Raw genomic sequence first — 21,320 nt, forward strand, 5'->3', positions numbered from 1 at the left:
CACTTTCACCGATGACCATCTGGCAAGACCTCCTCGACAAGGCGCAATCCGTGCAGTCCCGCGAAATCGCGGAATTGTTCGAAAAGGACAATCGCGCGTCCGGTTTCAGCCGCGAAACCGGGCCATTCCTGTTCGATTTCTCCAAGACCAACATCGACTCGGAAACGCTCGACCTGCTGGTGAAGCTGGCCGAGGAGAAGGGCGTCGCGGCCCGCGCGGAAGCGATGTTCACCGGTGAGAAAATCAACGACACGGAAGGCCGCGCGGTGCTGCATACCGCGCTGCGCAATCTCGACACGGACGTGTTCGTCGATGGCGAGAACGTCATGCCCGAGGTCCGCGCAACCTATGCCCGTATGGAAGCGTTCGCCCGCGACGTTCGCGAGGGCAAGTTCAAGGGGGAGGGCGGCAAGATCACCGATGTGGTCAATATCGGCATCGGCGGCTCGGACCTTGGCCCGGCGATGGCGACGCTGGCGCTTGCGCCTTATCACGACGGTCCCCGCTGCCATTTCGTGTCCAATGTGGACGGGGCGCATATCCATGACACGCTGGCAGGTCTGAGCCCGGAAACGACGCTGGTGATCGTCGCCTCCAAGACCTTCACCACGATCGAGACGATGACCAACGCCGAGACGGCAAAGCGCTGGATGGCCGAGAAGGTCGCGGACCCGGCGCAGCAATTCGCAGCGCTCTCGACCGCTGCCGACAAGACCGCCGCATTCGGCATCGACGAGGCACGGGTCTTCGGGTTCGCCGATTGGGTTGGCGGGCGCTATTCGATGTGGGGGCCGATCGGGCTGTCGCTGATGATTGCGATCGGGCCGGAGGATTTCGCAGATTTTCTCAAAGGCGCCGCTAAGATGGATGCCCATTTCCGCGCCGCCGATTACAAGGACAACCTGCCGGTTCTGCTGGCGCTGGTAGGTATCTGGCACAACCAGTTCTGCGACTACGCTACCCGTGCGGTTCTGCCCTATGATCAAAGGCTTGCGCGGCTGCCAGCCTATCTTCAGCAACTGGAGATGGAGAGCAACGGCAAGCGCGTGAGCATGGATGGCAAGAACCTGCCTTACAATTCGGGCCCCGTCGTCTGGGGCGAGCCGGGCACCAACGGCCAGCACGCATTCTACCAGCTGATCCACCAGGGTACGCGGGTCATTCCCTGCGAATTCATGGTCGCGGCCGAGGGGCATGAGCCCGATCTGGCGCATCAGCACATGTTGCTCGTGGCCAACTGCCTTGCCCAATCCGAGGCGCTGATGCGGGGCCGCTCGCTGGCCGAGGCGACCGAGATCATGCGCAAGAAAGGCTTCGAGGGCGATGAGCTGGACCGTCAGGCGCGGCACCGTGTTTTTCCGGGCTCGCGGCCATCGACGACGCTGCTCTATCCGAAACTGACCCCCGAGGTCTTCGGCGGGATCGTCGCGCTTTACGAGCATCGCGTCTTCGTCGAGGGCGTGATCCTCGGCATCAACAGCTTCGACCAATGGGGCGTGGAGTTGGGCAAGGAACTGGCGCTTGCGCTCGCGCCGGTGCTCAAAGGCGAGGATGCGGGAGAGGGCAAGGACGGCTCGACCCGGCAGCTTGTCGCCCGGGTCCAGTCGCTGCGCGGCTGATCCAAACGTGTTCGGCGGTCCCGCCTGCGGGCGGAACCGCGTCGGTTATCCTTCCGTTCATCTTGCAGGCCGGGACGCTCCACCCGCCAAGGTTCGAGTGAAGGATTTTCGCGATGATCGAGAAGATGGAAGATGGACCCGAAGGCGTCGCGGCACTCCGCGCGTCGGGCACCGTTCTCAAGCATGACGTGACCGAGGCGATGCGCCTCGTAGGCACGGCGGACCGGATGATGGTCGTCGTCGCGCCGCGCTTCGATGGCTACATGGCCGAACTGATCGGCGGGCTGCGCCAAAGCTGCGAAGACGGTCAGGCCGGGCGCTGCGCGCTGGTCGTGCCGGAGGATATGCGCTCCGAGGCGGATTTGCAGGGCGAGGGCGGCGCGTTCCGCATCTTTACCGTGCAGGCGGAGGCGGAACGCTGGCTCGGCTCTTAGCGCAGGCCGATTTCCGAGAGCGCCACGGCGAGCTCGCGGGGCAGAGCCTCTTCGCGGGCACGGCCCTTGGGCAGATCGCGGGGTGCATCCTCGGGGCTGAGATAACGCCAGCCCTGGAAGGGACGACGCGACAGGGCCTCTGTCCGGATCACCTCGCGGTCGAGCACGATGGCGCAGCGCGCGATCCCGTCCGCGCCCATCACCTCGGACAGTTCCAGAATGCGCTGGCGCGCCAGCACCGCGCCCTTGAAGACCCAGTACAGCGACCCGCCGTTGAGGATTTCGTCCGCGCGTTTCGGCCACATGCGCGTGACATGCATCGCCGGCCCTTTGCCATATCGGCTGGCCTGCCACGCGATCAGGTCTTCGACCTTCTCGGCACCGACGCACAGTTTTATCAGATTCACCACTTTGTCACCCATGCCCCTTAACTAGGATTTCGTTCCCGCGACGGCAATGTCCGATTTGCGTCTGGTCATGCGAGGAGGCCTTAGGTATAGTGTCAGCCCGCCCCCGACGCACGATATGCGGCGGGGGCTTTCGATTTCTGACCTCACTCGAACTGCTGCCACGAGGACCTCATGAGCCGTTTTGCCGCCCCGATTGCCGAACAGATCTGGGACATGAAATACCGCCTGAAAGAGCAGGACGGGACCCCGATCGACGCCACCGTGGAAGACAGCTGGCGGCGTATCGCGCGCGCCTTGGCCGAGGTCGAGGATAAGCCCGCGAAATGGGAAGAGAAATTCTACGGCGCGCTGGAAGATTTCAAATATCTCCCCGCCGGCCGGATCGCCGCAGGTGCCGGCACGGGCCGCGCCGTGACACTGTTCAACTGTTTCGTCATGGGCACGATCCCCGACAACATGGGCGGCATCTTCGACATGCTCAAGGAAGCCGCGCTGACGATGCAGCAGGGCGGGGGAATCGGCTACGACTTCTCGACCATCCGTCCGCGCGGGGCCGAGGTGAAGGGTGTCGCCGCCGATGCCTCCGGCCCGCTGAGCTTCATGGATGTCTGGGATGCGATGTGCCGCACCATCATGTCGGCGGGCTCGCGCCGTGGCGCGATGATGGCGACGATGCGCTGCGATCACCCCGATATCGAGAGCTTCATCACCGCCAAGCAGGATTCGGCCCGTCTGCGGATGTTCAACCTGTCCGTGCTGGTGACCGACGCGTTCATGGAGGCCGTGAAGGCGGATGGTCCGTGGGATCTGAAATACGGCGACAAGGTCTATCACACTCTGAACGCCCGCGATCTGTGGAACAAGATCATGCGCGCGACCTATGACTACGCCGAGCCGGGCGTGATCTTCATCGACCGCATCAACAAGATGAACAACCTCAACTATGTCGAGCAGATCGCCGCGACCAACCCCTGCGGCGAGCAGCCCCTGCCACCCTATGGCGCCTGCCTGCTGGGCTCGATCAACCTCGCGCGGCTGGTGACGAACCCGTTCGAGGCGGATGCCGGGCTGGATCCCGAGCAGCTCGACGAGATGGTGCGCCTTGCGATCCGCATGATGGACAACGTGGTCGACGCCTCGCGCTTCCCGCTGGAGCAGCAGCGCGAAGAGGCGCAGAACAAGCGCCGCATCGGGCTGGGTGTGACCGGTCTGGCCGACGCGCTCCTGATGCTGGGCCTGCGCTATGGCTCGGAAGAGGCCGCGGCACAAACCGAAGCCTGGATGAAGCAGATCGCGCGGGCGAGCTATCTCGCCTCGGTCGATCTCGCGAAGGAGAAGGGGCCGTTCCCGCTGTTCGACGCCGAGAAATACCTCGCTTCGGGCAACATGATGCAGATGGATGACGACGTGCGCGAAGCGATCCGCGAGCACGGCATCCGCAATGCGCTGCTGACCTCCATCGCGCCCACGGGCACGATCTCGCTCTACGCGGGCAACGTATCCAGCGGCATCGAGCCGGTCTTCGCCTATGCCTACAAGCGCAAGGTGCTTCAGCCCGACGGTTCGCGCACCGAGGAAGAAGTCGTCGATTACGCGGTGCAGATGTGGCGCGACAAGTTCGGAGACAAACCGCTGCCCGACTATTTCGTCAATGCTCAGACGCTCGCGCCGATGGACCACGTCCGGATGCAGGCGGCGGCGCAGAAATGGATCGACAGCTCGATCTCCAAGACCATCAACTGCCCCGAGGATATCCCCTTCGAGGCGTTCAAATCGGTCTATATGGAAGCTTGGGACACCGGCTGCAAAGGTTGCACCACCTACCGTCCGAACGACGTCACCGGCTCGGTTCTCAGCGTTTCCGAGAAGTCCGAAGACGCGCCGGAAGTCGATGAGGGCGCCGATGTGGTCTACCTGACCGAGCCGCTGGACCGTCCCGCGGCGCTCGAAGGCTCGACCTACAAGATCAAGTGGCCGGGCTCGGAGCACGCGATCTACATCACGATTAACGACATCGTCCAAGGCGGCCATCGCCGTCCCTTCGAGGTCTTCATCAACTCCAAGAACATGGAGCATTTCGCCTGGACCGTGGCGCTGACCCGGATGATCTCGGCCGTGTTCCGGCGCGGTGGCGATGTCTCCTTCGTGGTCGAGGAGCTGAAAGCCGTGTTCGATCCGCGCGGTGGCGCTTGGATGCAGGGCAAATACATCCCCTCCATGCTCGCGGCGATCGGCGGCGTCATCGAGCGTCACATGATCTCCATCGGCTTCCTCGAAGGCGAGGGCATGGGCCTGAAATCCGACCCCGAGGCCGACCGTATGGCCATCGGCGAAGCCCCCCGCGGCAAGGCCTGCCCGTCCTGCGGCTCCTACGCCCTCCGGATGGTCGAAGGCTGCATGACCTGCGCCGATTGCGGCCATTCGAAATGCGGCTGAGCTGATCCGGCTATTGATTTGAAAAGATCTGCCCCTGACCGTCTGGTCAGGGGCTTTTCTGTTCCAGCGGGTTACGATCTTCGATCTGATTTCATTCGCTGGATCGGCATCAATCCAGCGTCTGCCGGTAGCGCAGCAGCGAGATGACGATGATCGCCACGCCGATGATCAGGATCGCGCGCAGGTCGCCGGTGATGTCGGCCAGGTGGGCGCCTTTGAGCATCACCTTGCGCACGATCCGCAGGAAATGCGTGGCCGGGATCGCCGCGCCGATTGCCTGTGCCCAGCCCGGCATGCCTGCATAGGGGAACATGAAACCCGAGAGCAGGATGGTCGGCAGGATCGTCATGAAGCTCGCCTGCATCGCCTGCATCTGGGTGCGCACGAGGGTCGAGATCAGGAAGCCGAGGGCGAGGTTCACCACGATGTAGAGGTTGAAGCCGATGAAGAAGGCCAGACCCGATCCGAGGAACGGCACCCCGAACAGAAGCTTCCCGGCGATCAGGAACACTATGGTCTGGATGTAGCCTATCACAACATAGGGCAGGATCTTGCCCAGCATCACCTCGAGCGGTCGGACCGGTGTCGCGATCAGGGTCTCCATCGTGCCGCGCTCCGTCTCTCGTACGATCGCGATGGCCGTGATCAGCACCATGGTCATCGCGAGGATCACGGCGATCAGCCCCGGCACGATGTTCAGGGAGGTTTCGCCTGCCGGGTTGAATTGCTTGTGCACGACGACCGAGAACGGCGGCGACTGCCCCGCGACCGGGGCGAGGGGGCCCTCGAACGTTTGCTTCACCGCGGTGTCGACGATCCCCGACAGGGCCCCTACGGCCGTCCCCACCGCCGTCGGGTCGGAGGCATCGGCGCTGACCAGCAGCTTCGGCGAGAGGCCCCGCACGATGTCGCGTTCGAAATTGGGCGGAATGACCACGACGAAATTCGCGGTGCCGTCGCGAAGCGCGCGAGCGCCCTCTTCGGCGCTGGTCACGATGCCCTCGAATTTGAAGTAATCCGAGGTTTCCATGCCTGACAGCACCGCGCGCGCCACCGGGCTCTCGTCGGCCATCTCGATCAGGGTTGGCAGGTGATGCGGGTCGGAATTGATGATGTAGCCGAACATGATCAGCTGCAGGATCGGGATGCCGATCATCATCGCGAAGGTCATCCGGTCGCGCCGCATCTGGATGAATTCCTTGTAGAGCACCGCTCCGAAACGCGACAGAGAGAACCAGCTCATGCGGAGGGGCCTCCGTTGACACCGAAATTGTCGGCCGCTGTCGCCATCAGGTAGATGAAGACCTCTTCGAGCTCGGCCTCTTTCTTCTCCCATTTGCGTGCGTCGTTTTCGTTCCGCTTTTCAGCGACGACCGCGTCAAGCCCGGCGCTGTCGGTCGAGGAGACATGAAGCTGGGCGCCGAACCGCGCCACCTGTTCGACCCTGGGATCGGCGCGCAGATCGTCTTCTAGCTGGATCAGATCGCGGCCGGAGACCCGCCAGGTGGTCAGGCCGACCTGATGGGGGATCTCGGCCGCCGGCCCGTCGATCAGCTTCTTCCCGTAGGCGATATAGGCGATGTAGTCGCATTGCACCGCCTCATCCATGTAATGCGTCGAGACCAGCACCGTGACGCCCTGCTTGCTGAGCTGGCGGATCTCGTCCCAGAAGTCGCGTCGCGCCTTCGGGTCGACCCCGGCGGTGGGTTCGTCGAGCAAGAGGAGCGCGGGTTTGTGCTGCATGCACGCAGCCAGCGCGAGGCGCTGTTTCCAGCCCCCCGACAGCGTGCCTGCCAACTGCTTGCCGCGACCCTCGAGGCCGAGCGTGCGCAGCGTCTCGTCCACCACCTTCTTGCGGTTTTTCACCCGATACATCCGCGCCATGAAGTCGAGGTTCTCACGGATCGTCAGATCGCCATAGAGCGAGAACTTCTGCGTCATGTAGCCGACGTTTTCCTTGATCAGGCGCGCGTCCTTGCGGATGTCGTAGCCAAGGGTGTGACCTCCGCCACCATCGGGGGTGAGCAGGGCACACATCATCCGGATCGTGGTGGTCTTGCCCGAGCCGTTGGGTCCGATAAAGCCGTAGATCGCGCCTTTCGGCACCGACATGTCCACCGCGTCCACGACCTTTTTGCCACCATAGATTTTCGTCAGCCCGCGCACTTCGATCGCGGGTTCGGGCTCGGAGGTCGCGGCGGGCGTCGTGGTCATTTCACTCGCCTCAGGCTGACCGGCTGGCCGGGCAGGAGCGTCGCGCCCGCAGGAATGCGCGCCTCGGCGCGGAACACGAGCCGCGACCGTTCTTCGCGGGAATAGATGATTGGCGGCGTGTATTGCGGCTCGGAAGCCATCTTGCTGATCGTCACCTTGATGCCGGTGTCACAGCCGTCGCACTCCATCTCCAGCTGATCGCCGAGCGCAAAGTCGGCGCGCTCGGCCTCGGGCAGGAAGAACAGGACCTTGAGCGCGTTCGGCGGCAGGATCGACAGCACGGGCGCCCCCGCTGCGGCCACTTCCCCGGCCTTGTAATAGACCGTCTCGATCCGCCCCTCCACCGGCGCGGCGACCGTCATGTCATCGAGTTGCGACCGCGCGAGATCGGCATCGGCCTGTGCTGCCTCGAGGGTTTTCTGGGCAGCCAGAAGCTGTGCGCTGCGCGCGGGCAGGGCGGCCACTTCGAGCTGAGCCTTGAGTTGGGCGACCTGCGCCTCGGCCTCTTCGAGCGCAGCGCGGTCGACATCCACCTTGGCCTGCGCGACGATCTCGCCGGCGAACAGATCTTCGGTGCGCTTCAAAGCGGATTCCGCGAGATTGCGATGCGCGATGGCCTGTTCCAGCGAGGCCTTGATTACCTCGATCTCCGGGTCGCGAGAGCCGGTTTCGAGGTTGTTCAGATTGGCGCTCGCGGTCCCGATCTTGGCTTCGGCGGCGCGGACCGCAGCCTGCTGCTTGGTCGAATCCATGTCGAACAGGAACTGGTCGGCCTTCACCGTGTCGCCTTCCACCACCGCCAGCGTCTTGATGCGTCCGGTGACCGAGGGGGCGACGTAGACATATTCGCCTTCGACATAGCCCGAGTAATGCGGCATCGGGGCGTCCCCGTAGCCGGGAATGATCGCGGCGAGCAGTGCGCTGATCCAGGCGAGGATGGTATCAAGCATCGGTCGAACCTTCTGTGGACAGGAAAACGCCGTGGAACAGGATATCGAGGTGGTTCTCGATCAACTGGTCGATCGCGAGCCCCCCCTCCGGCACGACGTTGAAGATTTCCGCAAGCAAGAGATGCACGACGATCGGACCGATGACCGAGCGCAGGGTCAGTTCGGGATCGACCGGGCGTAGTTGGCCTGACGCGATGCCCTGCCGCACCATTTCAGTCGCTGCGGGCAGGACGTGGTCGAACACCTCGCGCCGATACATCGCGGCGATCTCGGGGGCGACGACGGCTTCGCGGATCACGACCTTGGGGATCGCCAGCACCTTCGGGTCCGAAAGCGAGGTCGCTATCAGCGAGAACAGCGCGCGCAACGTGCCGCGCGCGTCGTCGGAGCTCAGTTCGACAAGGGCTTGCGCCCGCGCGGCGATCGGAGAGACAGCCCGCCGCACCAAGCCTTCGAGAATGGCCTGTTTCGAGGGGAAATAGAGGTAGACCGCCCCCTTGGAGAGCCCTGCGGTCTTGGCGATCTGGGCCACGGACGTATGGGCGTATCCCTTCTCTTCGAAGAGCGTGAGGGCCGCGTCGAGCACCTCGTCGGGCCGCGCCTCGGCGCGACGGCGGAATTTGGGCTCGGGCGAGTCGGAGGTCGTCATGGAAAGAAAGTAACTGACCGGTCGGTCAGTAGCAATGATTTTGAATACTTCCTCGCCGGTTCAATGCAGTCCGCGAAAGAGTAGGGCTCGGTGCCGGCCACGCTGTGGTCGCTGGATAAAGGTGCGGTCGGGAGTGCGGGAGATGGAGAGCGGATCCAGCCGCTTGCGACGAGCGGTACTCGCGGAAGCCGCTCGCATCGTTTCGTTCTTGGAGAGAAGGCCGAGCCGCGCGGGCCCGGCCATCAGGGTCAGCCGTTATAGTCTTCGTCGGCGACTTTCTCGAGCCATGTGACCGGCGAGCCGTCGATGCTCTCCTGAATCGCGATATGGCTCATCGCGGTCTCGGACGAGGCGCCGTGCCAGTGCTTTTCGCCTGCCGGGAACCAGACGACATCGCCCTGGCTGATCTCTTCGACGGGGCCGCCTTCGCGCTGGACGCGGCCGCGCCCGAAGGTGACGATCAGGGTCTGGCCCGCCGGGTGGGTGTGCCATGCGGTGCGCGCGCCGGGCTCGAATGTGACATGGCTGCCCGAGGTGCGGCCGGGCTCTTCGGCCTGAAACAGCGGGTCGACGCGGACGGTGCCGGTGAACCAGTCTTCGGGACCCTGCATCGAGGCGTTGGTGCCGGAGCGAATGATCTTCATGGGAAAACTCCTTTCTTGGGGGAGGGGGGTGCGGGGCTCAGCCGCGCAGGTTCTCGAAATCAGAGCTGCCCGCCATAGACGGGACGTTTGAAGTGCACGACCTCGGTTCATGTCCTGCAACCTAGTGCGGCAGGGGCGACAGGATAACCGGTGGAATCTTTACAGCACTCATGAGCAAGAGCCATGAATGCGCAGGTTCATTCAACCGAGCGTGATAATGGGAGCCCGGTCAACTGCGCTCCCGCAGGGCTTCCAGAACCGCCCCGAAGGCGGAGGGCGGGCGCTATCGGCTGGGGTAATAGAGGTGGCGCGTGGTTCATGACGTCCACGGATTATACAGTGCGTCATTTCAGGTAGCCTGCGTCGCTACCTGCGCGCCCCAGGTCGCAACAGCTGAGCGCCGTTCATCTGTGGCAGTATTGCCTCCAGCAGCGTGAGGCACCGGCCATGCGCTTTCCGAGGTTTCTCAGACCCGTCGCGGCGCTGTTAACGTCGCGAGCATGGCCAGCGATCAGGAAGCGAAAGGAGACAGCATGATCCCGATCATAGTGACCGTGACCGCAGGCGAGACGGTGCTGACCGCGAAGCTGGACGACACGCCCGCGGGAGCGCGATTTCGCGAGCCTGATCCGCTGGGGCTGACCCTGTGAGACGTCCACGGCGTCGAGAAGATCGCCGACCTACCGCGCGAACTCGACACGACCAACGCGCCTCGGAGCTATGAGCCGAAGACGGGCGACATCACGCTTGATGCGCCGTGGGGCAATCTCGCGATCTTCTACAAGCCCTTCGCCAACTCGCCGGGCCTCGTGCGGCTGGGTACGTTCGACGGGTCGGTCGAGGTGCTGATGAGTAACCCGACGGTGCGGTTCGAACTGGCCGAGTGATCGCATATCTTCTTCGCGGCGTAGATCGGTAGTCCTGACCCAAAAGGAGACGCCGTGACTGCAGCCGAGCCTTTGCCATGTTTCGCCGCCACCCGCGCTGCGGGCGAAGAGCGCCTCGCGCGCTTCACGCCGAGGATGGGCGCGGCTTACGCGCAGGGGCGCAATTTCGATCACGGGGCCGGTCGGCACAGGGATGTCTCGCAACTCTCTCCCTATCTGCGCCGCCGTCTTGTGCTGGAGCGGGATGCGGTGGCGCGGGCACTGGACGCCCATGGGGCAAAAGCTGCGGAGAAATTCGTGCAGGAGGTTCTCTGGCGAGGCTATTTCAAGGGCTGGATGGAGCATCGTCCGGCAATCTGGATGCGCTATCGCGACGGCTTGGCGCATGACCTCGCGACTCTCGAGGAGAGCCCCCAGCTAGCGGCGCGTCTGAACGACGCCGAGGCGGGACGCAGCGGTATCGCCTGTTTCGACGCATGGGCGACAGAGCTGCGCGAGACCGGTTATCTGCACAACCACGCCCGGATGTGGTTCGCCTCGATCTGGATTTTCACGCTTCGGCTGCCGTGGCGGATCGGGGCGGATTTCTTCTATCGCAACCTGCTCGATGGCGATCCGGCCTCGAACACGCTCAGCTGGCGCTGGGTGGCGGGGCTGCATACGCGGGGCAAGTTCTATGCCGCCGAAGCCGCCAATATCGCGCGCTATACCGGCGGGCGGTTCGCGCCCGATCCCGCACAATTTGCGGCGGTGAGTGCGGGGCTGGAGGTGCAAGAGCCAGAGGGGCTGCCCCCGGTCGCCCCGTTACGCGCGCCGCGCGCCCCGCAGCCGGGGCTGCCCACGGCGCTTCTGATTACCGAGGAAGACTGCCGCGTCGAGGATTTCGATCTGGGCGCGCTCGACCTGCGCGGGGTGGCGACCGTCAGCGCAAGCCATCTGCGCTCGCCGCGCGCGGTGGCCGAACATGTCGCCCGGTTCGAGCGTGACGCGCTCGCCGATGCTACGGTTCGCTCAGGAATCTCTGAAGGGCGGCCCATGGGAGCCGACGATCTGGCCGTGCTCGTGGAATGGGCGCTAAGCCTTGGCGCCAAGCAGATCGTCACGCCCTTTATCCCGGTCGGTCCGCTTGGCGACTGGCGGGAGAGGGCGGACGCGGCGCTGGGCCAGCACGGTATTGCGCTGTGCGAGGTCAATAGGGATTGGGATCGCGCTATCTGGCCCCATGCCACGGCCGGTTTCTTCAAGATCAAGAAGAAGCTCCCGCGCATCCTCGAGGAGCTCGACCTGACCTGAGGGCGGTGGCCATTGCGCCTGCCCTTGCCGATCATCGCCGAGTGATCGCGTCGCAGTTGAATTTTCCTAGTCATCTCAAAGCTTTTGGGCTACGATTCCATCCAGACCCGGAAAACGGGCGTATTCGAGGCAGTAACGGCAGTATAGCCCATGACAGAAATGGCATTCGGCACCGTCCCCGTGCGGGTCGGTGAACCCGTCTTACCGAAATGGTGGCGCACGATCGACAAATGGGCGCTCGGCGCCGTTTTGGCGTTGTTCGGCCTTGGCATGCTTCTGGGGCTCGCAGCCTCGGTGCCGCTGGCAGAGCGCAACGGACTCGAGCCCTTCTATTACGTGAAACGACAGGCGGCCTTCGGCGTGTTGGCGCTGTGCGTGATGCTGGGCATCTCGATGCTCGATCCGAAACAGGTGCGCAGGCTCGGCGTGATCGGCTTCGTGGGCGCGTTCATCGCGGTGATGTTGCTGCCGGTGCTGGGCACCGATTTCGGCAAGGGCGCGGTGCGCTGGTATTCCTTCGGCTTCGCCTCGATCCAGCCCTCCGAATTCCTGAAACCCGGTTTCGTCATCATCACCGGCTGGTTCATGGCTGCAGCGCATGAGGTCGGCGGGCCGAAGGGGCGGCTCTATTCCTTCCTGCTGATGGTGATCATCGTCGTGGCGCTCGCGCTGCAGCCCGACTTCGGTCAGGCCTCGCTGGTGCTCTTCGCCTGGTCGGTAATGTATTTCATCTCGGGCGCGCCGATCGCGCTGCTGACGGGGATCGGGGCGATGACCGTCGCAGGCGGCTTCTTCGCCTATAACTTCTCGGAACACTTCGCGCGCCGGATCAACGGGTTCCTGTCGACGGATGTCGACCCGCGCACCCAGATCGGCTACGCGACGAATGCCATCCAGGAGGGCGGGTTCTTCGGCGTGGGCGTCGGGCAGGGGTCGGTGAAATGGTCGCTGCCCGATGCGCATACCGACTTCATCATCGCGGTCGCCGCCGAGGAATACGGCCTCATCCTTGTCCTCGTCATCATCGCGCTCTACGCGACGGTCGTGATCCGGTCGCTGCTGCGCCTGATGCGCGAGCGCGACCCGTTCACCCGGCTCGCAGGCGCGGGTCTGGCATGCGCCTTCGGCGTTCAGGCGATCATCAACATGGGCGTCGCGGTGCGCCTTCTGCCCGCGAAAGGCATGACTTTGCCGTTCGTCAGTTACGGGGGCTCTTCGGTCATTGCTTCGGGGATTGCGGTGGGTATGTTGCTCGCGCTGACTCGGACCCGGCCGCAGGGGCAGATTTCGGATATTCTCGCCCGGCGCGGTCGCTAAAACCCTCAGGAGGGGGACATGGCCAAGGACACGACCCCGCTACTGCTGATCGCCGCTGGCGGCACCGGCGGGCACATGTTCCCCGCACAGGCGCTGGCCGAGGCGATGGTGCGCCGGGGCTGGCGCGTCAAGCTGTCCACGGATGCGCGCGGGGCGCGCTACGCGGGCGGCTTTCCTCATACGGTGACGGTAGAGCAGATCGCCTCGGCGACCTTCGCGCGCGGCGGGGCGCTCGGCAAGCTGGGCGTGCCCTTCAAGATCGCGGGCGGTGTGGCCTCGGCCATCCGCAAGAACCTGTCGGACAAGCCGACGGTGGTCGTGGGTTTCGGCGGCTATCCGACGATCCCGGCGCTGTCCTCGGCGGTCGCACTCGGCATTCCGCGTGCGATCCATGAACAGAACGGCATCATGGGCAAGGTGAACCGCGTCTTCGCCAAGAGGGTGAACCGCTTCGCCTGCGGCACCTGGCCGACCGATCTGCCCGAGGGCGTGCAGGGCGAGCACACGGGCAATCCGGTGCGGGCTTCCGTGCTGGAGCGTGCGGGGGCTGCCTATATTCCACCGGGCGATTACCCGATGTCGGTCCTCGTGATCGGCGGCTCGCAGGGCGCGCGCATCCTGTCTGACACGGTTCCGGCCGCGATGGCGAGCCTGCCCGAAGCCGCCCGCGCCAATCTGCGCGTCTCCCATCAGGCGCGCCCCGAAGATCTCGACCGGGTCGTGGCCGCCTATGAGGCCGCGGGCATCACCGCCGAGGTCGAGCCCTTCTTCAACGACGTGCCGCGCCGCCTCAGCGAATGTCAGCTGGTGATCTCGCGCGCGGGCGCATCATCGGTCGCGGATATCTCCGTCATCGGGCGGCCCGCAATCCTGATCCCCTATGCCGCCGCCGCTGGCGATCACCAAGCGGCCAATGCGCGCGGTCTCGCGAAGACCGGCGGCGCGATCACCATCCCCGAAAGCCAGCTCTCGGCAGAGAGCCTCGCGGATCAAATTTCACTGGTGCTGGACAACCCTGAGGGCGCGCTGCAGATGTCGCGCGCGGCCCTCTCCTACGGGGTGCCGGACGCCACCGAGCGGCTTGTCGCCCTCGTCGAAGACCTAGCAGGAAAGACTCAATGAACGCGACCAAACTGCCCGGAGAACTCGGCCCCATCCATTTCGTCGGTATCGGCGGGATCGGCATGTCCGGCATCGCCGAAGTGCTGATGACGCAGGGCTTTACGGTTCAGGGCTCGGATGCGAAATCCTCGAAAATTACCGACCGCCTGGCCACGCTGGGCGCGACCATCTTCGAAGGCCAGCGCGCCGAGAATATCGGGGAGGCTGGAGTCGTGGTGATCTCCACCGCGATCAAGCCGGGCAATCCCGAGCTGGAAGAAGCGCGCCGCCGCGGTCTTCCGGTCGTGCGCCGCGCCGAGATGCTGGCCGAGCTGATGCGCCTGAAATCGAACATCGCGATCGGCGGTACCCACGGCAAGACGACGACCACGACACTGGTCGCGACGCTTCTGGACAAGGGCAATTTCGACCCGACCGTGATCAATGGCGGGATCATCCACGCCTATGGCTCGAATGCGCGCGCAGGCGCGGGCGAGTGGATGGTGGTGGAGGCCGACGAGAGCGACGGCTCGTTCAACCGTCTGCCCGCGACCATCGCCATCGTGACCAATATCGACCCCGAGCATATGGAGCACTGGGGGTCCTTCGACGCGCTGCGCAAGGGCTTCTACGATTTCGTTTCGAACATCCCGTTCTACGGGTTGGCTGTCTGCTGCACCGATCATCCAGAGGTGCAGACGCTGGTCGGCAAGCTCAATGACCGCCGCGTCGTGACTTTCGGCTTCAACGCGCAGGCCGATATCCGCGCGATCAACCTGCATTACGAGGCGGGCGTCGCGCATTTCGACATCGCGCTGCAGGGCGAAGAGGGCAAGCCGGTGATCGAGGGCTGTACGCTGCCGATGCCGGGCGATCATAACGTCTCGAACGCGCTGGCCGCCGTCGCGGTGGCGCGCCACCTCGGGATGAAGATGGACGAGATCAAGGAGGCGCTTGCGGGCTTCGGCGGTGTGAACCGGCGCTTCACCAAGGTGGGCGACGTGCTGGGCGGGGTGACGATCATCGACGATTACGGTCACCACCCGGTCGAGATCGCCGCGGTGCTGAAAGCGGCGCGTCAGGCGGTGAAGCCCGGTGCGCGTGTGATCGCGGTCCACCAGCCGCACCGATATTCGCGTCTGCATTCGCTGTTCGACGATTTCTGCACCTGTTTCAACGAGGCTGATGTGGTCGCCATCGCCGAGGTCTTCTCGGCGGGCGAGGAGCCGATCGAGGGGGCGACGCGCGACGATCTGGTCGCCGGTCTGATCGCGCATGGTCACCGTCATGCTCGTGCCATCTTGTCGGAAGATGATCTGGCCCGGCTGGTGCGTGAACAGGCGCGTCCCGGCGATATCGTCGTCTGTCTCGGGGCGGGGACGATCTCGACCTGGGCGAACAACCTGCCTGCGAAGCTGGGGGGCTGAGCAGGCGCCGGGGTGACCCGGCACGACATCCAAAAGGCTTGCGGCGCTGCCACGTCGTCTCATGTGGGCAAGGAAAGCCACACTATGCGTGACGAGGCGCATCTGAAACGTCGATTGGGTCCGTGGTTGATGACCGGCTACGGGGTCGGCGTCATGGTGGGCGCGGGTATCTACGTGCTGGTCGGCGCGGTCGCGGCGCAGGCAGGGATCTGGGCGCCGCTGGCCTTCGTGCTTGCGGGGCTGATCGCGGCCCCCTCGGCGCTTTCCTATGCCGAACTCTCTTCGCGCATCCCCGAAGCCGCCGGGGAGGCGGCCTATGTCGAAGAAGGGCTGCGCAGCCATGCGCTGGCTCTGATCGTGGGGCTGGGCATTGTCGTGGCAGGCACGGTCTCCGCGGCGGCGGTGCTGCGCGGTGGGGCGGGGTACCTGACGCTGCTGGTGCCGTTGCCGGTCGAGGGCGTGATGATCGCCTTCGGGCTGGCGCTGATCGGCGTCGCATGCCTCGGCGTGCTCGAATCCGTCGGTCTCGCCGCGGCGCTGACGCTGGTCGAGGTGGTCGGGCTCGCGCTGGTCATCTGGGCGGGGCTCTCCGCCGATCCGAGCCCCGATCTCACGCCGCTGCCCGCGCCGCACTGGGCCGGGATCGCGGCGGCCGCCTCGCTCGCTTTCTTCGCCTTCATTGGTTTCGAGGACATGGTGAACATGTCCGAGGAGATGCGCGACCCCATCCGCGACATGCCGCGCGCGATCCTCGCCGCGCTCGCGATCACCGCCGTTCTGTATCTGACCGTGAGCTATGCCGCCGTGCGTGCGGTGCCGCTGGCCGATCTCGCCCGCTCCGAACAGCCGCTGGCGCTGGTATGGCAATCGGCGGGGCACGCGCCCGGAATCCTCGCCGCGATCGCGGTGGCGGCGGCGCTGAACGGGGTGCTCGCGCAGGTGGTGATGGCGGCGCGCGTGCTGTTCGGTCTCGGTCGCCGCAGCCCCGCGCTTTCGGTTTTTCATCAGGCGCATCCGCGCTTTGGCACGCCGGTTCTCGCGACACTTCTTTGCGGCGTGGCGATGATTGCGCTTGCGCTCGCCGCCCCGGTCGAGCAATTGGCCGGTATTACCTCGAAGGTGCTTCTGGGCGTCTTCCTTCTCGTTAACTTGTCGCTTGTCGCGCTGAAAAGCCGGTCCGACTATGCGCCGTTCAAGGTGCCGATGGCGGTTCCGGTGGTGGGCGCATTGGTCGCCGGAGCGGCCCTGATTGCAGCCTTGGGAGGTTTCTCATGACCGTCTCGCTCTTTCTCGCTTGTGTCTGGGCACTCATAGCCACGCTGATCGCGATGGGGCCGCGGCGGTTTCATTGGCCGGGCGCGTGGGGGCTGATCGCGGTGGGCGTGCCGCTGGTCGGCTGGGTGACCTATCAGAACGGTCCGATCTGGGGGCTGCTGGTCATGGCGGGCGGGATGTCCGTGCTGCGCTGGCCGGTCATTTTCCTCGTCCGGGCGCTGCGCGGCACGCGCGACACTGCTGAGTGAGCTCACGATCGCTTGCTTCGCCCCGCGCGCGAGGCTACGAAACGCGCCATGACCGATTGCCCCTCGACCTATACTCCGCGCGGCGCTCTGACGCCGAACCGTCCGCTTGACTCGCTGACCTGGCTTCGCGTGGGCGGCCCGGCCGACTGGCTGTTCCAGCCTGCCGACGAGGATGACCTTGCCGCCTTCCTGAAAGGCCTGCCCGAAGAGATCGCGGTCTTCCCGATGGGCGTCGGCTCGAACCTGATCGTGCGTGATGGCGGTCTGCGCGCGGTGGTGATCCGCATGGGGCGCGGTTTCAACGGCATCGACTGCGAGGGCGAGACCGTCACCGCAGGTGCGGCGGCGCTGGACGCTCACGTTGCGCGCAAAGCGGCGCAGGCGGGGCTCGATCTGACTTTCCTGCGCACGATCCCCGGCGCGATTGGTGGCGCGGTGCGGATGAACGCGGGCTGCTACGGCAGTTACGTGGCCGACCACCTGATCGAGGCGCGTGCGATCACGCGGGCAGGGCAGCGGGTCACGCTCACGCCCGCCGATCTGAACTTCGCCTATCGTCAGAGCGATCTGCCCGAGGGCTGGGTGCTGACGGGCGCGACATTCCGCGCCGAACCCGGCGATCCGGCGGCGCTCGAGGCGCATATGGCTGAACAGCTGGCCAAGCGCGACGCGACCCAACCCACCAAGGAGCGCACCGCCGGATCGACCTTCCGCAACCCGGCGGGCTTTTCCTCGACGGGACGCGCCGATGACACGCATGAGTTGAAGGCGTGGAAGGTCATCGACGACGCCGGCATGCGCGGCGCGCGCATCGGCGGCGCGCAAATGTCGGAAAAACACAGTAACTTTATGATCAACACTGGCGGGGCGACCGCGGCCGATCTCGAAAATCTCGGGGAAGAGGTGCGCAAAAAGGTTGTGCAATCGAGCGGAATTTCGCTAGAGTGGGAAATCATGCGTGTAGGAGAATTCGAGGCATAAGACCTCCACCCTACAACGCAATTACCGGACGGGGGCCAACCCCCGCATGAGGCGAAAGTAGCGGGTATGTCGAGCAGGGCATCCCACCGTGTGGCGGTTCTTCTGGGCGGCCCTTCTGCTGAGCGGGAGGTGTCTCTGTCCTCGGGGCGCGAATGCGCCAAGGCATTGCGCACGGCGGGTTTCGAAGTGATCGAGATCGACGCGGGAGAGGATCTTCCGCAACGGCTGAACGATGCCGCGCCTGACTGTGTTTTCAATGCTTTGCACGGTCGCTGGGGCGAAGATGGCTGCGTTCAGGGCATGCTCGAATGGCTCCGTATCCCCTATACTCATTCCGGCGTTCTGGCCTCTGCGCTGGCCATGGACAAGGCCCGCGCCAAGCAGGCCTATGCCGCCGCGAACCTGCCCATCGTGCAATCGGTGATCGCCTCCAGGGGTGACGTGATGGCGCGGCACGTGCTGCCCGCGCCCTACGTCGTGAAGCCGAATAACGAAGGATCGTCCGTCGGCGTCTACCTGGTGATGGACGGCGCGAATTCTCCGCCGCAGCTGTCGGCCGAGATGCCCGAAGAGGTGATGGTCGAGACCTACGCCCCGGGCCGCGAATTGACCGTTTCCGTGATGGGCGAGCGCGCGCTCTGCGTGACCGAAATCATCACCGAGGGCTGGTACGACTATGACGCGAAATACCGCCCCGGCGGATCGCGTCACGTCCTTCCCGCCGAAATCCCCGTCGAGATCACCGAAGCCTGTCTCGATTACGCAATTCGCGCACATCAGGTGCTGGGCTGCCGGGGGCTCTCGCGCACCGATTTCCGCTGGGACGAGGGCAGGGGGCTCGCCGGTCTCGTGCTGCTGGAAACCAACACCCAGCCCGGCATGACGCCCACCTCGCTTTCGCCCGAACAGGCGGCCCATTGCGGCATCGACTTCCCGGAGCTTTGCGCCTGGTTGGTGGAGGACGCCTCATGCGGCCGCTGAACGGGACCCCGCCGCGCGAAGCCCCCGGGCATCGCAAAGGCCCCCCGGGCGGCATGGCTCCTCGCGTTTACCAACGCTCCAAACGTCCCGCGCGCCGCGATCCCGCGCCGTCGCGGCTCGCTTTCAAGCTCGAACGGCTGTGGCTGACGCCCGCCGTGCGCGCCTTCACCCGGATCGGCCTTCCGCTCGTGTTGATCGTTGCGGGGCTAGGGGTATGGCTCGGCGATCCCGGCCGCCGCGCCGAGCTGGTCGCGCAGGTGCAGGATGTGAAGGACGCGATCGAGCATCGCCCCGAATTCATGGTCAAGCTGCTCAAGATCGAGGGTGCGAGCCCCGAGGTCGCGCATGCCGTGCGCGCGATGCTGCCGGTGGGGCTGCCCGCGTCCAGCTTCGACATCGACCTTGATGCCTATCGCGATACGATCCGCCGACTCGATGCGGTGGCTGATGCGCGCCTCGTGATCCGCCCCGGTGGCGTGCTCGAGGCCGACGTGACCGAGCGCGTGCCCGCGATCCTCTGGCGGCAGCCAGCGGGTCTGGAAATGCTCGACGCCTCCGGCCACCGGGTCGCCACGCTGATTTCGCGCGACGCGCGCCCCGATCTGCCGGTGATTTCCGGCATGGGCGCGGACAAGGCGGTGCCCGAGGCGCTGGAGATCATCGCCGATGCCGGTCCGATCCTGCCGCGCCTGCGCGGGCTGGAGCGGTTGGGCGAGCGGCGCTGGGACATGGTGCTCGATCACGATCAGCGCATCATGCTCCCCGAGACCGATCCCGTCGCCGCTCTCGACCGCATCCTCGCGCTCAATACCGCCGAGGATCTGCTCGCCCGCGATTTCACCGTGATTGATTTTCGAAACAAGGACCGTCCGACGATCCGGCTCAGCGATAATGCGCTCGCCGAATTCCGCCGGGTGCAGTCAGACATTCTCAAAGCGAGGGCCACGCAATGACCGATCTCTACGAGTTCCAGCGCGCAATGCGCAACATGCGTAAGGCAGCGATGCAACGGGGCGTGATCGCGCTCCTTGATGTCGGCAGTTCCAAGATCGCCTGCCTCGTTCTGAAGTTCGACAATCCCAACGGGACCGAGGATGAAGGCTCGCTGGCGGGTCACGCCTCCGTGCGTGTGATCGGGGCCGCGACGACGCGCTCGCGGGGGGTGCGCTTCGGCGAGATCGACGCGATGGCCGAGACCGAGCGCGCGATCCGGACCGCCGTGCAGGCGGCGCAGAAGATGGCCAATACCCGTGTCGATCACGTCATCGCCTGTTTCGCGGGCGCCGAACCGCGCTCCTATGGTCTCGCCGGTGAAATCGAAGTGCAGGGCGATCAGGTCACCGAGGTGGATGTGAGCCGCGTGTTGGCGTCGTGCGATATCCCACCGCTCGGGGCAGGGCGCGAAGTGCTCCATGCGCAGCCAGTGAACTTCGCGCTCGACCATCGCTCGGGTCTGGCTGATCCGCGGGGCCATGCGGGGCAACGGCTCGCGGTCGACATGCATTTGCTGACCGTCTCAGACACTGCGATCCAGAACCTGATTTACTGCATCCGGCGCTGTGATCTCGAACTCGCGGGTATTGCGAGTTCGGCCTATGTTTCCGGCGTCTCCAGCCTTGTCGAAGACGAGCAGGAACTGGGCGCTGCCTGCATCGACATGGGCGGCGGTGCGACCGGCGTGTCGATCTTCATGAAGAAACACATGATCTATGCCGATGCGGTGCGTCTGGGTGGCGAGCATGTCACACGCGACATCGCGGCGGGGTTGCGGGTGCCGATGTCGGTGGCCGAGCGGATCAAGACCTTCCACGGCGGCGTTGTCGCCACCGGCATGGACGATCGCGAGATGATCGAGCTGGGCGGCGACTCCGGCGACTGGGAGAAAGACCGCCGCCAGGTAAGCCGGGCCGAACTGATCGGCATCATGCGTCCGCGCGTCGAGGAAATCCTCGAAGACGTGCGTGCGATCCTCGATGCCGCAGGGTTCGAGCATCTGCCCTCGAAGCAGATCGTGCTGACCGGCGGGGCGAGCCAGATCCCCGGCCTCGACGGGCTGGCTGCGCGAATCCTCGGCCAGAATGTAAGGCTCGGGCGACCGATGCGGGTGCAGGGGCTGCCGCAGGCCGCGACCGGGGCGGGTTTCTCTTCCGTGGTGGGGCTCTCGCTTTTCGCGGCGCATCCGCAAGACGAATGGTGGGATTTCGAAATGCCGCCCGAAACGCTGGGCGGGCGCTCGCTGCGCCGGGCCATCCGCTGGTTCCGCGATAATTGGTGAAATGTTGCAAAAGTGAAAATCGACTGATCTCAGACGCCTGTCGCGCGAACTTCAAGTTCGCGTAGCGGCGGCGGTCTGACCGCACGATCCACACAATATCCTGACGTTTGCGCGAAATACCGCTGGTCACGGAATCTGGAGCTCCAGATTTTGTGGTTCGGGACGGTTTTTTGCGTGAC

Annotated in this window: 19 protein-coding genes; 13 read left to right on the forward strand and 6 right to left on the reverse strand. The window is 65.0% G+C overall.

The annotated features are described in order from the left end of the window. Nucleotides 1–11: 11 nt before the first annotated feature. Entirely contained in the window at nucleotides 12–1,619 is a 1,608-nt protein-coding gene (pgi, locus tag B6V73_RS07145; protein ID WP_075775617.1) for a glucose-6-phosphate isomerase, read from the forward strand. 113 nt (nucleotides 1,620–1,732) lie between these two features. Beyond that, a complete protein-coding gene (locus B6V73_RS07150) occupies nucleotides 1,733–2,053 on the forward strand; it encodes a hypothetical protein (protein WP_088724881.1) in 321 nt (106 codons plus the stop codon). Here B6V73_RS07150 and B6V73_RS07155 read toward each other — a convergent pair. Next, complete coding sequence (locus B6V73_RS07155) at nucleotides 2,050–2,475, reverse strand: DUF1489 domain-containing protein (RefSeq protein WP_075775615.1); 426 nt, start codon at nucleotides 2,473–2,475, stop codon at nucleotides 2,050–2,052. The two genes, B6V73_RS07150 and B6V73_RS07155, sit on opposite strands and share 4 nt — an antisense overlap. Nucleotides 2,476–2,634: 159 nt before the next feature. On the opposite strand from B6V73_RS07155, the gene B6V73_RS07160 reads away from it, so the two are divergent. After that, entirely contained in the window at nucleotides 2,635–4,899 is a 2,265-nt protein-coding gene (locus B6V73_RS07160) for an adenosylcobalamin-dependent ribonucleoside-diphosphate reductase (RefSeq protein WP_075775614.1), read from the forward strand. Between the two features lie 109 nt (nucleotides 4,900–5,008). Here B6V73_RS07160 and B6V73_RS07165 read toward each other — a convergent pair whose 3' ends face one another. The 5 genes from B6V73_RS07165 to B6V73_RS07185 form a co-directional block, all read right to left on the reverse strand. Beyond that, entirely contained in the window at nucleotides 5,009–6,142 is a 1,134-nt protein-coding gene (locus B6V73_RS07165; RefSeq protein WP_088724882.1) for an ABC transporter permease, read from the reverse strand. Further along, nucleotides 6,139–7,113 carry an ABC transporter ATP-binding protein gene (locus tag B6V73_RS07170; protein WP_088724883.1) on the reverse strand — a complete coding sequence of 325 codons (975 nt, stop codon included), beginning with the start codon at nucleotides 7,111–7,113 and terminating at the stop codon, nucleotides 6,139–6,141. Before B6V73_RS07170 ends, B6V73_RS07165 begins: the two co-directional genes overlap by 4 nt. Further along, entirely contained in the window at nucleotides 7,110–8,063 is a 954-nt protein-coding gene (locus B6V73_RS07175; protein WP_088724884.1) for an HlyD family efflux transporter periplasmic adaptor subunit, read from the reverse strand. The genes B6V73_RS07170 and B6V73_RS07175 overlap by 4 nt, the downstream gene beginning before the upstream one ends. Then, complete coding sequence (locus B6V73_RS07180) at nucleotides 8,056–8,712, reverse strand: TetR/AcrR family transcriptional regulator (protein ID WP_075775610.1); 657 nt, start codon at nucleotides 8,710–8,712, stop codon at nucleotides 8,056–8,058. The genes B6V73_RS07175 and B6V73_RS07180 overlap by 8 nt, the downstream gene beginning before the upstream one ends. A gap of 248 nt (nucleotides 8,713–8,960) precedes the next feature. After that, nucleotides 8,961–9,356, reverse strand: a complete 396-nt coding sequence (locus B6V73_RS07185) for a cupin domain-containing protein (protein ID WP_088724885.1) — start codon at nucleotides 9,354–9,356, stop codon at nucleotides 8,961–8,963. 941 nt (nucleotides 9,357–10,297) lie between these two features. Here B6V73_RS07185 and B6V73_RS07190 point away from each other — a divergent pair. From B6V73_RS07190 to ftsA, 10 genes are all read left to right on the forward strand, one after another. Beyond that, nucleotides 10,298–11,536 (forward strand): FAD-binding domain-containing protein, encoded by a 1,239-nt coding sequence (locus B6V73_RS07190; RefSeq protein ID WP_240504112.1) that lies wholly within the window; start codon nucleotides 10,298–10,300, stop codon nucleotides 11,534–11,536. A gap of 150 nt (nucleotides 11,537–11,686) precedes the next feature. Further along, complete coding sequence (locus B6V73_RS07195) at nucleotides 11,687–12,853, forward strand: putative peptidoglycan glycosyltransferase FtsW (RefSeq protein ID WP_075775608.1); 1,167 nt, start codon at nucleotides 11,687–11,689, stop codon at nucleotides 12,851–12,853. Between the two features lie 18 nt (nucleotides 12,854–12,871). Then, nucleotides 12,872–13,975 carry a UDP-N-acetylglucosamine--N-acetylmuramyl-(pentapeptide) pyrophosphoryl-undecaprenol N-acetylglucosamine transferase gene (locus B6V73_RS07200; RefSeq protein WP_075775607.1) on the forward strand — a complete coding sequence of 368 codons (1,104 nt, stop codon included), beginning with the start codon at nucleotides 12,872–12,874 and terminating at the stop codon, nucleotides 13,973–13,975. Then, a complete protein-coding gene (murC, locus tag B6V73_RS07205) occupies nucleotides 13,972–15,381 on the forward strand; it encodes a UDP-N-acetylmuramate--L-alanine ligase (protein WP_088724886.1) in 1,410 nt (469 codons plus the stop codon). The genes B6V73_RS07200 and murC overlap by 4 nt, the downstream gene beginning before the upstream one ends. An 84-nt stretch (nucleotides 15,382–15,465) precedes the next feature. Further along, nucleotides 15,466–16,656: an APC family permease gene (locus tag B6V73_RS07210; RefSeq protein WP_075775605.1), complete on the forward strand. Its 1,191-nt coding sequence runs from the start codon at nucleotides 15,466–15,468 to the stop codon at nucleotides 16,654–16,656. Further along, complete coding sequence (locus B6V73_RS07215; RefSeq protein WP_075775604.1) at nucleotides 16,653–16,904, forward strand: DUF2484 family protein; 252 nt, start codon at nucleotides 16,653–16,655, stop codon at nucleotides 16,902–16,904. Before B6V73_RS07210 ends, B6V73_RS07215 begins: the two co-directional genes overlap by 4 nt. Before the next feature lie 48 nt (nucleotides 16,905–16,952). Next, entirely contained in the window at nucleotides 16,953–17,885 is a 933-nt protein-coding gene (gene murB / locus B6V73_RS07220; protein WP_088720211.1) for a UDP-N-acetylmuramate dehydrogenase, read from the forward strand. Between the two features lie 66 nt (nucleotides 17,886–17,951). Further along, the gene (locus B6V73_RS07225; protein WP_075775602.1) at nucleotides 17,952–18,866 is read left to right on the forward strand and encodes a D-alanine--D-alanine ligase; all 915 of its coding nucleotides are present in this window, start codon (nucleotides 17,952–17,954) and stop codon (nucleotides 18,864–18,866) included. 53 nt (nucleotides 18,867–18,919) lie between these two features. Then, nucleotides 18,920–19,819: a cell division protein FtsQ/DivIB gene (locus tag B6V73_RS07230; protein WP_075775739.1), complete on the forward strand. Its 900-nt coding sequence runs from the start codon at nucleotides 18,920–18,922 to the stop codon at nucleotides 19,817–19,819. Then, nucleotides 19,816–21,141, forward strand: a complete 1,326-nt coding sequence (gene ftsA, locus B6V73_RS07235) for a cell division protein FtsA (RefSeq protein WP_075775601.1) — start codon at nucleotides 19,816–19,818, stop codon at nucleotides 21,139–21,141. Before B6V73_RS07230 ends, ftsA begins: the two co-directional genes overlap by 4 nt. Nucleotides 21,142–21,320: the final 179 nt, after the last annotated feature.

Source organism: Thioclava sp. JM3 (genome assembly GCF_002213185.1).
Lineage (GTDB): Bacteria > Pseudomonadota > Alphaproteobacteria > Rhodobacterales > Rhodobacteraceae > Thioclava > Thioclava nitratireducens.

Excerpts from the sequence above, each read along its gene's own strand:
- B6V73_RS07195 (WP_075775608.1), top strand. The coding sequence starts at position 11,687 with ATGACAGAAATGGCATTCGGCACCGTCCCCGTGCGGGTCGGTGAACCC.
- B6V73_RS07200 (WP_075775607.1), top strand. The coding sequence starts at position 12,872 with ATGGCCAAGGACACGACCCCGCTACTGCTGATCGCCGCTGGCGGCACC.
- murB (WP_088720211.1), top strand. The coding sequence starts at position 16,953 with ATGACCGATTGCCCCTCGACCTATACTCCGCGCGGCGCTCTGACGCCG.
- ftsA (WP_075775601.1), top strand. The coding sequence starts at position 19,816 with ATGACCGATCTCTACGAGTTCCAGCGCGCAATGCGCAACATGCGTAAG.
- B6V73_RS07185 (WP_088724885.1), bottom strand. The coding sequence starts at position 9,356 with ATGAAGATCATTCGCTCCGGCACCAACGCCTCGATGCAGGGTCCCGAA.
- B6V73_RS07230 (WP_075775739.1), top strand. The coding sequence starts at position 18,920 with ATGGCTCCTCGCGTTTACCAACGCTCCAAACGTCCCGCGCGCCGCGAT.
- B6V73_RS07175 (WP_088724884.1), bottom strand. The coding sequence starts at position 8,063 with ATGCTTGATACCATCCTCGCCTGGATCAGCGCACTGCTCGCCGCGATC.
- B6V73_RS07225 (WP_075775602.1), top strand. The coding sequence starts at position 17,952 with ATGTCGAGCAGGGCATCCCACCGTGTGGCGGTTCTTCTGGGCGGCCCT.
- B6V73_RS07215 (WP_075775604.1), top strand. The coding sequence starts at position 16,653 with ATGACCGTCTCGCTCTTTCTCGCTTGTGTCTGGGCACTCATAGCCACG.
- pgi (WP_075775617.1), top strand. The coding sequence starts at position 12 with ATGACCATCTGGCAAGACCTCCTCGACAAGGCGCAATCCGTGCAGTCC.
- B6V73_RS07210 (WP_075775605.1), top strand. The coding sequence starts at position 15,466 with ATGCGTGACGAGGCGCATCTGAAACGTCGATTGGGTCCGTGGTTGATG.
- B6V73_RS07150 (WP_088724881.1), top strand. The coding sequence starts at position 1,733 with ATGATCGAGAAGATGGAAGATGGACCCGAAGGCGTCGCGGCACTCCGC.
- murC (WP_088724886.1), top strand. The coding sequence starts at position 13,972 with ATGAACGCGACCAAACTGCCCGGAGAACTCGGCCCCATCCATTTCGTC.
- B6V73_RS07180 (WP_075775610.1), bottom strand. The coding sequence starts at position 8,712 with ATGACGACCTCCGACTCGCCCGAGCCCAAATTCCGCCGTCGCGCCGAG.
- B6V73_RS07155 (WP_075775615.1), bottom strand. The coding sequence starts at position 2,475 with ATGGGTGACAAAGTGGTGAATCTGATAAAACTGTGCGTCGGTGCCGAG.
- B6V73_RS07165 (WP_088724882.1), bottom strand. The coding sequence starts at position 6,142 with ATGAGCTGGTTCTCTCTGTCGCGTTTCGGAGCGGTGCTCTACAAGGAA.
- B6V73_RS07160 (WP_075775614.1), top strand. The coding sequence starts at position 2,635 with ATGAGCCGTTTTGCCGCCCCGATTGCCGAACAGATCTGGGACATGAAA.
- B6V73_RS07170 (WP_088724883.1), bottom strand. The coding sequence starts at position 7,113 with ATGACCACGACGCCCGCCGCGACCTCCGAGCCCGAACCCGCGATCGAA.